This is a genomic window from Poseidonibacter parvus (genome assembly GCF_001956695.1).
GTDB classification, from domain to species: Bacteria; Campylobacterota; Campylobacteria; order Campylobacterales; family Arcobacteraceae; genus Poseidonibacter; species Poseidonibacter parvus.
Map to the genome: position 1 here is coordinate 673,992 of NZ_CP019070.1, position 14,336 is coordinate 688,327.

At 28.4% G+C, this 14,336-nt stretch carries 12 protein-coding genes; 2 read left to right on the forward strand and 10 right to left on the reverse strand.

Annotated features, from left to right (window positions below):
- Together mqnF and sppA are read left to right on the forward strand one after the other, a co-directional pair.
- Positions 1-1,224, forward strand: a complete 1,224-nt coding sequence (gene mqnF / locus LPB137_RS03265; RefSeq protein WP_076084338.1) for an aminofutalosine deaminase family hydrolase — start codon at positions 1-3, stop codon at positions 1,222-1,224.
- Positions 1,217-2,107 (forward strand): signal peptide peptidase SppA, encoded by an 891-nt coding sequence (sppA, locus tag LPB137_RS03270; RefSeq protein ID WP_076084341.1) that lies wholly within the window; start codon positions 1,217-1,219, stop codon positions 2,105-2,107. The genes mqnF and sppA overlap by 8 nt, the downstream gene beginning before the upstream one ends.
- 69 nt (positions 2,108-2,176) lie before the next feature.
- On the opposite strand, the gene LPB137_RS03275 is transcribed toward sppA, so the two are convergent.
- The 10 genes from LPB137_RS03275 to LPB137_RS03320 form a co-directional block, all read right to left on the reverse strand.
- Positions 2,177-3,379, reverse strand: a complete 1,203-nt coding sequence (locus LPB137_RS03275) for an acetate/propionate family kinase (RefSeq protein WP_076084344.1) — start codon at positions 3,377-3,379, stop codon at positions 2,177-2,179.
- 33 nt (positions 3,380-3,412) lie between these two features.
- Complete coding sequence (pta, locus tag LPB137_RS03280) at positions 3,413-4,405, reverse strand: phosphate acetyltransferase (protein WP_076084347.1); 993 nt, start codon at positions 4,403-4,405, stop codon at positions 3,413-3,415.
- A 265-nt stretch (positions 4,406-4,670) separates the two neighbouring features.
- Complete coding sequence (locus LPB137_RS03285) at positions 4,671-5,291, reverse strand: 3'-5' exonuclease (RefSeq protein WP_076084350.1); 621 nt, start codon at positions 5,289-5,291, stop codon at positions 4,671-4,673.
- A complete protein-coding gene (locus tag LPB137_RS03290; RefSeq protein ID WP_076084353.1) occupies positions 5,284-7,125 on the reverse strand; it encodes a putative nucleotidyltransferase substrate binding domain-containing protein in 1,842 nt (613 codons plus the stop codon). Before LPB137_RS03290 ends, LPB137_RS03285 begins: the two co-directional genes overlap by 8 nt.
- 146 nt (positions 7,126-7,271) lie before the next feature.
- On the reverse strand, positions 7,272-8,921 hold the full coding sequence (locus tag LPB137_RS03295) for a cation acetate symporter (RefSeq protein ID WP_076084356.1): 1,650 nt from the start codon (positions 8,919-8,921) through the stop codon (positions 7,272-7,274).
- On the reverse strand, positions 8,921-9,235 hold the full coding sequence (locus LPB137_RS03300; RefSeq protein WP_076084359.1) for a DUF485 domain-containing protein: 315 nt from the start codon (positions 9,233-9,235) through the stop codon (positions 8,921-8,923). Before LPB137_RS03300 ends, LPB137_RS03295 begins: the two co-directional genes overlap by 1 nt.
- Positions 9,236-9,594: 359 nt before the next feature.
- Positions 9,595-11,247 carry a cation acetate symporter gene (locus LPB137_RS03305; RefSeq protein ID WP_076084362.1) on the reverse strand — a complete coding sequence of 551 codons (1,653 nt, stop codon included), beginning with the start codon at positions 11,245-11,247 and terminating at the stop codon, positions 9,595-9,597.
- Positions 11,247-11,561 (reverse strand): DUF485 domain-containing protein, encoded by a 315-nt coding sequence (locus LPB137_RS03310; protein ID WP_076084365.1) that lies wholly within the window; start codon positions 11,559-11,561, stop codon positions 11,247-11,249. The genes LPB137_RS03305 and LPB137_RS03310 overlap by 1 nt, the downstream gene beginning before the upstream one ends.
- Positions 11,562-11,792: 231 nt before the next feature.
- Complete coding sequence (locus LPB137_RS03315) at positions 11,793-12,425, reverse strand: 3'-5' exonuclease (RefSeq protein ID WP_076084368.1); 633 nt, start codon at positions 12,423-12,425, stop codon at positions 11,793-11,795.
- Positions 12,425-14,242 (reverse strand): DUF294 nucleotidyltransferase-like domain-containing protein, encoded by a 1,818-nt coding sequence (locus LPB137_RS03320; protein ID WP_076084371.1) that lies wholly within the window; start codon positions 14,240-14,242, stop codon positions 12,425-12,427. The genes LPB137_RS03315 and LPB137_RS03320 overlap by 1 nt, the downstream gene beginning before the upstream one ends.
- Positions 14,243-14,336: the final 94 nt, after the last annotated feature.

The window sequence follows — 14,336 nt, forward strand, 5'->3', positions numbered from 1 at the left end:
ATGAATATATTAAGTGCTAAGTGGGTTATTACCTGCGATGAAAACTTTAGCATCATTGAAAATGGTGCTATTGTTTTTTCTGACAAAATTATTGATATTGATACAATTTCAAATATCCAAAAAAAATATCCAAATGAAGAAATACAAGAAGCAGAAGCAAACTCTGTTTTAATGCCTGGACTTATTAATTCTCATGTTCATTTAGAATTTTGCGCAAATACAACAACATTAAAATATGGTAACTTTTTAGATTGGTTAAACTCTGTTATTAAAAATAGAGATACTTTAATAGAAAAAGCTACTCAAAAATTAATTTCTACAAAACTTGATAGAATGAAAAAAACAGGTACTACAACAATTGGTGCAATTTCATCTTATTCATTTGATTTAGAACCATGTGTAAAATCACCTATTAATACTGTATTTTTTTGTGAAATAATTGGAAGTAAGGCAGATATGGCTGATACATTGTTTGCTGATTTTAAAAGTAGACTTGAAAGTGCTAAACAGTGCTCTTCAAAAAGTTTTATTCCAGCTGTTGCTATTCATTCTCCTTATTCAGTGCATCCGTTTTTAGTAAGAGAGAGTTTAGCATTAGCAAAAAAAGAGAATCTTGCTGTTTCAAGTCATTTTTTAGAATCAAGTGAAGAGTTTGAATGGTTACATAAAAATGAAGGTTTATTTATAGATTTTTTTAAAAACTTTTTAAATCAAAGTACAGCGGTTACAAAACCTATGGAGTTTTTAACACAATTCTCAAATGTTAAAAAACTCTCTTTCACACATTGTGTGGAAGCAAGTAATGCTGACTTTGAAAAGATAAAATCTTTGAATGCAGTTATTAATCACTGTCCCACATCAAATAGGGTGCTTAACAATAGTAAATTAGATTTATCAAAATTAAAAGATATAAAGTTTTCTATTGGAACTGATGGTTTGAGTTCAAATAACTCTTTATCTATGTTTGATGAGTTAAGAACTGCTTTAATGATTCATGTAGATGAAAATATAATCGAATTTTCTAAAACTCTTTTAAAAGCTGCTACTTTAAATGGTAATATTGCTTTAGGATTGAATAAAGGAAGTTTAGAAAAACAAAAAGACGCAGATATAATATCTTTTAAATTACCAGATGAAATTGAAGATAAAGAAGATTTAGCGATGCAAATTATTTTACATACTAAATCTGTAAATAAAACTATAATAGGAGGAGAGTTTGTTTAATTTTTTTAAAATATTGTTTTCACCAATTATTGCAATATTAGACTTTATTACAAAATATTTTAAAACAATAGTATTTTTAACAATAATGTATTTTGTTGTTTACTCACCAAATGATAAAATGAACCAAAATGGCACTTTTGAAGTTGCTAATTTACAAAAAATTGAACTTTTTGGTCCAATTCTAGATGTTAGTAAAACCATGGGTGAAATTCAAAAAGCAAAACAAAATGTAAATATTAAAGGTGTGCTACTAGAAGTTAATTCTCCAGGTGGTGCAGTTGCTCCTTCTGTTGAATTAGCATATGCCATCAAAGAATTAAGTGCAATTAAACCTGTTGTTGTATATGCAAGTGGAATAATTGCAAGTGGTTCTTACTATGCTTCTATTTGGAGTGATAAAATTATTGCAAATCCTGGTGCAATGGTAGGTTCTATTGGAGTTATTATGCAAGGTGTTAACACTGAAGAGTTAATGGCAAAAATTGGAATTTCTACACAAACTGTAAAAGCTGGAAAATATAAAGAATCAGGGACTCCTACACGAAAATGGTTTGATTATGAAAAAGAACAATTACAAAGTATAATTGATGATACTTATAATATGTTTATCACAGATGTTGCAAATGCTAGAAAACTTGATGTTAAAAATCACACGCAATTTGCTGATGCAAAAGTATTTACTGCATCTCAAGCAAAAGAAGTTGGTTTAGTTGATGAGGTAGCTACTGTTTCAAGTGCAGAGAAAGCAATTGTTGAGTTAGCAGAAGTTGATATTGCTATTTGGCAAAAACAAGATAAATTTGATAAGTTTATTGATAAATTTATTAGTGAAACTGTTTCATCTATTTCAATGAATTTTGTAAGTGGATTAAAAGCTTATTAGAAAGTTTCTTTTGATTTAAAGAAGACAAAAGCAGATAGTTTTAAACTATCTGCTTTTTTTATGTTTGAATTACTTTTCAAGTCCTGTAACGATTTTATATGTATCATTTGCAATAACATACTCTTCATTTGTAGGAATAACAAAGATTCTAGCAGTAGAACTATTTGTAGCAATATCTCTAGGCTCTTGTGATCTTTTATTATTTTTAGTTGGATCTATATTTAATCCCATTCCATCAAGACCAGCACAAACAATTTCTCTGATTAATGCTGAGTTTTCACCAATACCACCTGTGAAACATAATGCATCAACACCATCAAGTGCAGCAACATAAGCTCCAACATATTTTTTGATATTATATGCTACCATTTCAACTGCTAATTTACATCTTTCATCACCAGCTTGCATACCTTCAAGAACTTCTCTTAAATCTGAAGATTTTCCAGAGATTCCTAAAATTCCTGATTTTTTGTTCATTACATCTAAAGCACCATCAATAGTTAAATTCTCTTGACTCATCATATATGAAAGTGCACCAGCACCAACATCACCAGCACGAGTTCCCATCATTAAACCTTGAACAGGAGTAAGACCCATTGATGTATCAATACATTTACCATTTAAAACAGCAGATACAGATGAACCGTTTCCTAAATGACAAACAATTACTCTTGTATTGTGTTTTTTGTCTAACATACCTTGCGCTTCATTTGATACAAAGTAATGTGAAGTACCATGGAAACCATATTTTCTAATACCATGTTTAGTATATTGGTCATAAGGTAATGCATACATGTAAGCATAATCAGGCATTGTTTGATGGAATGCAGTATCAAATACAGCAACATTAGGTTTACCTGGAATTAATTCTTGACAAATTTCCATTCCCATAATGTTTGCTGGATTATGTAAAGGAGCTAAAGGAATTAACTTTTTCATTGTTTCAATTACTTTTGGAGATACCATTACAGATGAAGCAAATTCTTCTCCACCATGAACAGCTCTATGTCCAATTGCATCAATATCATTAATTGAATCAATAACTTTACCTTCACCCTCACATAATGTTTTTAATACTAATTCAATAGCTTCTTTGTGTGTAGGCATTGCAACTTCTAATTTAAGTTTTGCATCATCACCAAATTCATGTTTTAAAACACCATCAATTCCTATTCTTTCACATAGCCCTACTGCTAAAACTTCTTTGCTTACTGGGTTCATTAACTGATACTTTAATGACGAACTTCCTGCGTTTAAAATAAATACTAACATATTTGCTTCCTTTTTTTTAGTTTAATTTAATTGTTATGCTTGAGTTGCTGTAATTGCAACTAAATTTGAGATATCTTCTACTGAACAACCTCTTGAAAGATCATTTACAGGTTTTGCTAAACCTTGAACAATTGGTCCATGAGCATCCGCTCCTGCAAATCTTTGAACTAATTTATATCCAATGTTTCCTGCTTGTAAATCTGGGAATACTAATACATTTGCATGACCAGCAACTTTTGAACCTGGTGCTTTTTTTGCTCCAATAGCTTCAACAATTGCAGCATCTGCTTGCATTTCACCATCAAAAGCGAAATCAACGTTTCTATCCTTTAAGATTTGTACAGCATTTTGTACTTTATCAACTAATGGATGCTTAGCACTTCCCATTGTTGAGAATGATAACATTGCAACTCTTGGATCTAAACCAACTACAGAACTAGCAGTTGCAGCAGTTGAAGATGCAATATCAGCTAATTGCTCAGCATTTGGATCTGGTAATACAGCACAATCTGCAAAAAGAATTAAACCATTATCTCCAAATTTACCATCAGCTGTTTCCATAACAAAAGCAGATGATACTGTTTTAATACCAGGAGCTGTTTTAATAACTTGAATTGCAGCTTTTAAAACATCAGCAGTCGGTGAGTTTGAACCAGCAACTAAACCATCAGCATCGCCAAGTCTTACCATCATACAACCAAAAAATCTTGGTTCTGTAGTCATGATTTCTGTAGCTTCTTCTCTAGTTAAACCTTTTTTTGCTCTAAGTTCAACTAACTCATCAATATATTTTTCAATACCATCAAATGACTTAGGATCAATAATTGTAGCTCCACCAATAAAAGCTCCACAAGATGCAGCTTGAGTTTTAATAGTCTCTTCATTACCAATTAAAACAACATTTGCTGTTTTTTCATCTAATACTTGTTGAGCAGCTTTAAGTACTCTTTCATCTTCTGTCTCTGGAAGAACAATAGTCTTTAAATTTGATTTTGCTTTCTCTTTAATACTTTCGATTAAACCCATTTTACGTTATCCTTTCTACTTTATAAAGTTGTGAAAGATTATAATTAAAAATCATAGCAAATAGATAGCATAATTTTATAACCTTCTTCGATATATATTGTATATTATATTTTTCTAAAAGTACATAAAATATACATAAAAATTTTAAAAATATAAAATTGTGACTTTTGGTAATAAAATATGATATAAATACCCTTTAAAGAGATTTCTTTAAAGTAAAATGTATAAAAGTTGTACGTTATGTGTAATAATTAAACGATATTAACTATCTGATTTTAACTTTTGGAAAATTTGTTAGTTTTACAAATATTAAAGCAGTCATAACTGCATCATTATATGCATCATGTTTTCCCATAGTAGGAATTTGCAAATCTCTCATTATCGTGTCAAATCTTAAATCAATATTTGCTTGAGGAATTTTTTCAATTTTATAATCATAATAAATTGCAGATACTTCATAATTTTTATTTGGTAGGTATATTCCAAGTTTTGGTTTTATGTATTTATTTATCATTGCAATATCAAACTCTAAGTAATAACCAACAAGTTTTCTATTGCCAATAAAGTCAAGAAATTCTTCAATAACATTATCAATATCTTCTGCTTCTTCTAAATCCATCTCTCTTATATGATGAACTTTTATTGCTTCTATTTGTAGTTTTGTCTTTGGCTTTACAAATCTTACAAACTTTTTACTTGAAATTATTGTATTGTTTTTTATAATTACAGCACCTATAGATATAATATCATCAACTTTTGGATCTAAACCTGTAGTTTCACAATCAAAGCAGACAAATTCATCATCATTAGCTTTATCAAAAAGATAAGAGTACTTTTCATCTTTTAGATTTTTTTTATTAAAGTAGTTTTTTATTTGATTAAACATAATTCAACTTATAATGATGCTCTAGTTTTTTCTTTAATCTATTAACAATTTTAAAACTGTCTTTTAATAAATCTTTTTCCATTGTATTTAAATTATCGGGATTTATATAATTATCAATAACTTCACCACTATCCATTTTTTCAAGATTAGATTTTAATTTTATTGTTAATAAGAATTTAAATGCTTCAATTAATTCTGAAGCAAACTCTTCATCAAGTTCTCCTTTTTCTTGAAGTTCCTTGATTCTTTTTATTGTATTTAATCTCATTGATTTATATTCTAAAGATAATGTTCTTATACTTTGTACAATTATAAAAATACCACCTTTTTTAATATCAATTTCATTATTATGTTCTTTATTTTTTGAATCAAAAACAAAACCATCAAAGAAACCTAAAGGAACATCAAAATCCATAATGATTTTTGCAAAATGCATATAAAATGTTTTTGAAGTTGAGCCTATTTTAAAAATATATTCTTTTAGTTCTGTAAGCATTGCTCTATTTTCATTTACAGCCATTGCATCATAAAAAATTGCAAGATTCATAAAGTTATCACCACTTGGTTGTGTTATCCATTCATAAATTAGATCTTTATAATCTTTTTGTCTTCTACACCAATATGGATTTGAAACCATAATATTACCTTCACATCTAGGAAATCCAAAATCAACAAGATATTCAGTATATTCATGTGTGAATTTTAATATTTCTTCATCGCTTAAAGAACAATTATCATCTATTATTAAAGCATTATCTTGGTCCGTTTTTAGTATTTGCTCACCTCTCCCTTCACTACCCATAACAACAAGACAGGCATTTGTTAATAATTCTTTTGGTGCAGTCATTTTAAATAGTTTATCCATTACATTTCTATTTAATTGATTAATTAATTTAGAAATAAAATCTACTTTTACACCTTTTGCATTAAGAGATTTTATAATTTTTGTAAAAGATTGACTTGCTTTTTTTAATTCTTCAATTGTTTCGGCTTTTGCAATTGTATTTGATACAGAGAATGTATGTGTTGCAAAGAAAGAAGATAAAGATATTTGGTCAATAATTCCACAAATTTCATCATTATCATTTTTTACTACGACTCTTTTTAATCCATGTTTAGCCATGATTAATTGTGCATTAAACAAAAAATCATTTTCATTAACGTATACTAGACCTTCATTTGATATTTTTCCAACAATATCATCAAAATCCATTCTATTTAAAATTACTTTTTCTCTAAAATCTGAATCTGTAACAATATACATTTTATTCTCATCATCTTTTAAAAGTAAAGTTGGAACTTTCTCTTTTTTGATTGTAGTAACTGCATCAAAAATAGATGTTTCATAAGGCAAAACTATAGCCCGATGGACATTTGCTTCTTTTACCTTTGCTACCATTAAATTTGAAAGTTCTTTGTTTTTTTCATTATTAATATTTGCATTTAGTTTTTGAGATATTGATTGAAAGAAAAAACTCTCTAATAAGCTATTTTCTCGTAAAGTTTTAATAAAAACTTCTTTTGCTAAGACATAACAAATAGTCTCTTGAGCAGTTACAAAAGTATGTTTAGAATAATTTTCAATTAGAGAAATTGGATCAAAAAACTCATTATTTGAATAGATTGATAAAACTTCATCTTCATGTTTTTCTTGAACTAAACCTTTTAAAATAAAGTAAATATTTTCTGGTTCGTCTCCTTGCTTTTGTATAATTTCATCTTTTTTCAAGTAGACAATATCTAAGGCTTCAGCAAATTTCTCTAACTGAGCTTTTGTAAGATTTTCAAAAGGGTGAATTGATTTTAGAAAAGTTGTTTGTTCTAGTATACTCATTTTAAAGTCTTTATTATTAATTTTTGATTCTTATAGTTAAAGATTATCATAGGCAAAATGATATAAAACTGAAATCAATAATAAAAATTTACAAAATATTTATTTTTTATTTAACAAAGAGGTTTTATCCTCTTTGTTTTAAACTACTAATGATCAACAGCTCCAGCTGACCCAATACCAGTATTTGCTCTAACATTTTGAGCTCTAAACATCTCTTTTTCATCTTTTCCTCTTTGAGAATTATCTGTTTTAGAGAAGAACCAAATTGAAACAAATGCTAAAGTTACTGAGAATAAAGCAGGGTGTTTATAAGGGAATAAAGCTTCTTCATTTCCTAAAATAGAAACCCATACAATTGGCCCAATAATTACAAGAGTAACAGCAGTGATAAGACCGATAAATCCACCAATAAATGCACCTCTCGTTGTTAATCCTCTCCAGTAAATAGATAAGAATAAAATTGGGAAGTTAGCAGATGCAGCAATACCAAACGCTAATCCAACCATATAAGCAATATTTTGTTGCTCAAATGCAATACCAAGTGTAACACCAACAATTCCAACGATTATAACTGTAATTTTAGAAATTTTTACAACTTTTTCGTCAGTTGCATTTGGGTTAATAACATTTGCATAAATATCATGAGATATTGCAGAAGCACCTGCAAGTGTAAGACCAGAAACAACTGCTAAAATAGTAGCAAATGCAACAGCTGAAATAAATCCTAAGAATGCATTTCCACCTAACATATGTGATAAGTGAATAGAAGCCATATTATTTCCACCAAATAACTTACCATCTACGAAGTATTGAGCTCCATCTGCAGAGTTTAAGAATGCAATTGCACCAAAACCAACGATTGTAATAATAATCCAGAAATAACCAACAAAACCAGTTGCATAAACAACAGATTTTCTTGCTTCCTTAGCATTACCAACAGTAAAAAATCTCATAAGAACGTGAGGTAAACCAGCAGTTCCTAACATAAGAGCCATACCTAAAGAAATAGCAGAAATAGGGTCAGAAATAAATCCACCAGGAGCAAGAATTGATTCACCTGCTGAATGATTTTCAACAGCTTGAACTGCTAAAGATTCAAAAGAGAAATCAAAGTGATATAAAACCATAATTGCCATGAATGATACACCTGAAAGTAATAAACAAGCTTTGATAATTTGTACCCAAGTAGTTGCTAGCATTCCACCAAATGTAACATATACAATCATTAATGCACCAACCATGAATACAGCATATTCATATTCCATACCAAATAATACTTGAATTAATTTACCAGCTCCAACCATTTGAGCAATTAAATATAAAATTACAACGGCAATAGAACCAAACGCAGCAAGAGTTCTAATTTCTTTTTGGCCTAATCTATAAGCAGCAATATCAGCAAAAGTAAATTTACCTAAGTTTCTTAACTTTTCTGCCATAAAGAATAAAATAACTGGCCAACCAACTAGGAATGAAACTGCATAGATAACACCATCATAACCTTTTAAGTAAATAAGACCTGAAACTCCTAAGAATGCAGCAGCAGACATGTAATCTCCAGCAATTGCTAAACCATTTTGAAAACCTGTAATTCCACCACCAGCAGTATAAAAATCACTTGCAGATTTAGTTTTACTAGCAGCCCAGTAAGTAATACCAAGTGTACCAGCAATAAAAATTAAGAACATAATAATCGCAGGAATATTAAGATCTCTTTGAACCGCTTCAAATTCAGCATCACCAGCAGCAAACGCTGTTAGTGCAAAAATTGTAATTAGTGTTAATATTTTAAGCATTAAATTAAATCCTTTACATCTTTTTTAATTTCATTTGTTAAGTCTTCAAACTCACCATTTGCTCTTTTTACATAAATAAGAGTTGTAATAAAACTAATAACTAAGATTGCTAAAGCAATTGGAAAAGCTATTGTAGTAACTCCATCACCAATTTTTGTTGCTAATACTTCTTTGTTAAATGCAATTACCATGATAAATGTATAAAACATTACTAATACAAAAACACCTAATTTTATACCGAAACTAGTTCTTTTAGATACTAATTCTTGATACTTTGGATTAGATTCAATTCGTTCAACTAAGTCCTTGTTCATTCTGCTTCCTTGTCATATAATATAACTAAATATTATACTTATATTTAAATTTTGATAATCAATGCTAATGATTGTAGTAGCATTAAAATAGCAAATCTTAATTTATTATACATAGATAAGATCATAAAAAGTTCAAAAATCATAAAAAGTTATGTAGAAATAATGTACATTTTGTAAAAAAGTAACAAAAATAAGCATAATAAATTATTAAATTTAATAGTAAAATTTAATATCAATTTAAGGTATGTTAAAAAGCTATATTATAATATTAAAAATTATATATTTTGAGTAGTATAGTAATATAAAGAGATAAATTGTTACTAAAGAGATAAACTCTTTAGTAACATTATTTTTCTAATCTAGTGATCAACAGCACCATCAGCGCCGAAACCAGTTTCCGCTCTAACTTTTTGTGCTTCGAAAGCATGAATTTCATCTTTTGCTCTTTGCGATTTATCAGTAATTGAGAAGAACCAAATACTTATAAATGCAACAGCAACAGAGAATAGTGCAGGGTGTTTATAAGGGAAGATAGCTTCTTCATTTCCTAATACAGAGACCCAAACAACAGGACCTAATATCACAAGTACAACAGCAGTGATAAGACCCATAAGTCCACCAATAAATGCACCTCTTGTAGTTAATTTAGACCAATAAATTGATAAGAAAAGAATTGGGAAATTTGCAGATGCTGCAATAGCAAATGCAAGTCCTACCATAAATGCAATATTTTGATGTTCAAAAGCAATACCTAATGCAACACCAACAACACCAATAATAATAACAGATCTTTTTGAAACTGCCATTTCTTTTGCTTCATCAGCTTTACCTTTACAAATTACATTAGCATAAATATCATGAGATATTGCAGATGCACCAGCTAGTGTAAGTCCTGAAACAACAGCTAAAATAGTAGCAAATGCAACAGCTGAAATAAATCCTAAGAATATATCTCCACCAACAAAATGTGATAAGTGAATTGCAGCCATATTATTTCCACCAAATAGTTTTCCATCAACAAAATACTGTGCACCTGCATCAGAATTTAAGAAAACAATTGCTCCTAATCCGATAATTGCAATTACTAAATAGAAGTAACCAATAAAACCAGTTGCATAAACAACAGATTTTCTTGCTTCCTTTGCATTACCAACTGTAAAGAATCTCATTAAAACATGAGGTAAACCAGCAGTTCCTAACATTAATGCAAGACCAAGTGAAATAGCAGAAATAGGATCAGAAATAAAACCACCTGGTGCCATAATATCTTGACCTAAGGTATGTGTTTCAACAGCTTTTGTAGCTAATAATGTAAAATCAAAATCAAATTGTTGTAAAATCAAGAATGCCATAAATGTTACACCTGATAATAATAAAACTGCTTTAATAATTTGTACCCAAGTAGTTGCAAGCATACCACCAAAAGTAACATAAATAATCATCATAACACCAACAAGCATTACAGCATATTCATATTCTAAACCAAATAATACTTGAATTAATTTTCCAGAACCAACCATTTGTGCGATTAAATATAATGTAACAACTGATAAAGAACCAAATGCTGCTAATACTCTAATTTCTTTTTGACCAAGTCTAAAAGCTGCAATATCGGCAAAAGTAAATTTACCTAAGTTTCTTAATTTTTCAGCCATTAAGAATAAAATTACAGGCCATCCAACTAAGAATCCAACTGCATAAACTAAACCATCATAACCTTTTAAGTAAACTAAACCAGAAAGTCCAAGGAATGATGCAGCTGACATATAATCACCAGCAATTGCCATACCATTTTGGAATCCAGTTATTCCTCCACCTGCTGTATAAAAGTCACTTGCAGATTTTGTTTTGCTAGCTGCCCAATAAGTAACACCTAAAGTTGCTCCAATAAATACAAAGAACATTACAATCGCAGGAATATTAATATCTCTTTGAACCGCTTCAAATTCTGCATCACCAGCTGCGAATGCAGCAATTGCAAAAATAGAAATTAGTGCTAAAATTCTAAACATTATAATGCATCCTTTATATCTTCTCTTATTTCATTTGTTAAATCTTCAAATTCACCATTTGCTCTTTTTACATAAATTAATGTAGTAATAAAACTAATAACAATAATAGCTGCTGCAATTGGAAATGCTACTGTCATTACACCATCACCTAATTTTGTACCTAATAAAGTTGGTTCAAATGCTATAGTTAAAATGTATGCATAAAACATAACTAATACAAAAATTGCAAGTTTGATTGAAAAACTTGACCTTTTTTTAATTAGTTCTTGATACTTTGGGTTGTTTTTGATTCGTTGTACTAACTCATCATTCATTTCTGCCTCCTACGGTTTATTAAATGAAGAAAATTAATATATTCTAATTGAAAAATTAAAACATAGCAATAGTCTAGCATTTTAAAAATGAGCCTAATTATAGTAGTATAAAATTATGTTAAAGAGGTGTTTAGGGTATTTAAGTTTAATTTAAATTTAAATAATAATAAGTGTAACTTTTAGAAGCGCCAAGGAGTAAAAGAATAATTTATTCTTTTACTCCTTGATATTTTAGCTTGTGTAAAATGTTGTTTTTGCTGGAGTTAAGTTTCTAAGTTTTAAAAACATCATTGATGTCATAATTGCATCATTTAAAGCATCATGTTTTCCTAAAGATGGAATATCTAGTTCTTTCATAATAGTATCAAATTTTAAATCAATAAATTCATATTCACTAGTTTTTTTCTTTGATTTAAAAAACATTGATGATACTTCAATACTTTCATTTGGTAAGTTTATTCCAATATATTGTTTAGTGTATTTTGAGATCATTGCTATATCAAATTTTATGTAATAGCCAACTATTGGACGAGAGCCAATAAAATCTAATAATTTTAGTATTGCTTTTTTAGGACTTACTGCATTTTCTAAATCTATAGGACGTATATGATGAATTTTAATAGATTCAGCACTAATATTTTTTGAAGGCTTAACAAAAATATTAAACGTTTCTCTCATAATTACCTTATTATCTTTTATATGAACTGCACCAATAGAAAGTATTTCGTCTTTTCTTGGGCTTAACCCTGTTGTCTCACAATCTAGACATACATATTCATTATTTAAAGGTTCATCAAATAAGAAGTCATATTTCTTATCTTTTAATTTTTTTCTATTCCAATTTTTTAAAAACTTGTTAAACATTATGAAATCTTATCTGTTTTAAAAGAGTAGGCTATAAACTTTTTAAAATCAATTACAATTTTGAAAGAATCTTTTAATAAATCTCGTTCAATTTTACCAAGGTTATGAGTATCTATTTCATTGTTTATTTCTTTATTTTCAAGTATTTTAACTAGTTGAGACTTTAATCTTAAAGTATTTACAACATCAAAAGCTTCAAGTAATTCGGCAGCTTTTTCTTTTTCTAAAACTTTTCTTTGCTCTAATATTTTGATTCTTTTTACTGTTGTAGTTTCTCTAATTTTTTCTCTTAATGCTAATGATCTAATACCTTGAACAATTGGGAAAACTGCAGTTTTTTTAATATCTATATAATGTACTTTTGTCATAAAATTTGCAACCGTACTAGGTGTGTCAAAAGCTAAAGTAGCTTTTGCAAAATATGCCATAAAAACATCTTTGTCATGTAGTTTATCAAATAAATCATCTTTTAAATTAATTAAAAGTTGCTTGTCTCCTGCAACTGCAAAAGAATCAAAGAAAATAGCTAAATCCATATAATTTTGCATATCAGGAGCATCGATCCATCTTTTTGTCTCTTCTTTATATTCACTAACAGTTTTACACCAAAATGGATTAGAAACCATAATATTACCTTCACAAGGAGGATAACCAAAATCTATAAGATGTGCTGTCAGTTTTTCCATATAAGGTCGATATAAATTTACGTCAACGCCATCTTTAATAACTAATGCATTGTCTTGGTCAGTTTTTATGATTTGCTCATTTCTTCCTTCACTTCCCATAACAATCAAACATGCATCTTTTTTAAGTTCAGTTGGAACAACTAAGTTATATAGTTTTTGGTAAACTTTTGTATTTAGTTGTCCAATCAAATTTGAGATATGGTTTACTTTCACACCTTTTGCTTGTAAACTTTTAATAATATTAATTAAATCATTACTTGAATTTTTTAATTCTTCAATTGTTTTAGCTTTCTTGATTTTTGTATCAACAACATATGTATTATTAGCAAAATGTGATAGAACATCAATTTGTTCTAAAACACCAATCATTTTACCTTCATTATTTGTTACACCAATTCTTTTGATATTTCTTTTGATTAAAACTGTAAGTGCTTCAAATAAGTAGTCATCATTACAAATAGTCATTAATGGGAATACCGCAATATCAGATACTGGTATATCAAGAGTTCTTTTCTCTAATAATACTTTAACTTTTAGAAGTGAATCTGTAATTATCCCATAAGTTTCATCTTCTTTTTTTACAATAATTGTTGATGTTTTAAAGTTCATTGATTTTTCAATAGCATCTATTAATTTTGTATTCTCATCAACTATACAAGCTTCATGTATAATTGTATCTTCAACTTTTGCAATCATAAAAGATGATAATTCAGATGTATACTCTTTGTCTTTTAATGTTTGAATTTTATTTACAAGGTTTTTTAAAAAAAAATCTTTAAATTTTTGATTTTCTTCAATTAGCTTTAAAAATGTTTTCTTTTCTAATTCGTAACAAATTAAATCTTCATGAACTTTAAAAGTATGTTTTGTTTCATTATATATTAAAGAGTTAGCATCAAAGGAATCTTCTTGATGATAATCCATAACAACTTCATCATCACTATATTCATAAACTGAACCTTTTATAATAATAAAGAAATGATTAGATATTTTACTTGGACAAATTAATGTTGAATCTTTTGGATAATAAGCTATATCCATATGTTTAATACAATCGTTGATTTGATTTTGATTTAAAACTTCGAAAGGATGTATATTTGAAAGAAAGTCTTCTTGATCTCTTAAGCTCATTAAGTTTCCTTGAATTAGTATTTTTTTATATTAATTAATTTTAACATAAAAAAATACTAAAAGTATGCCCAAGGGCATACTTTATAGTAAGTCT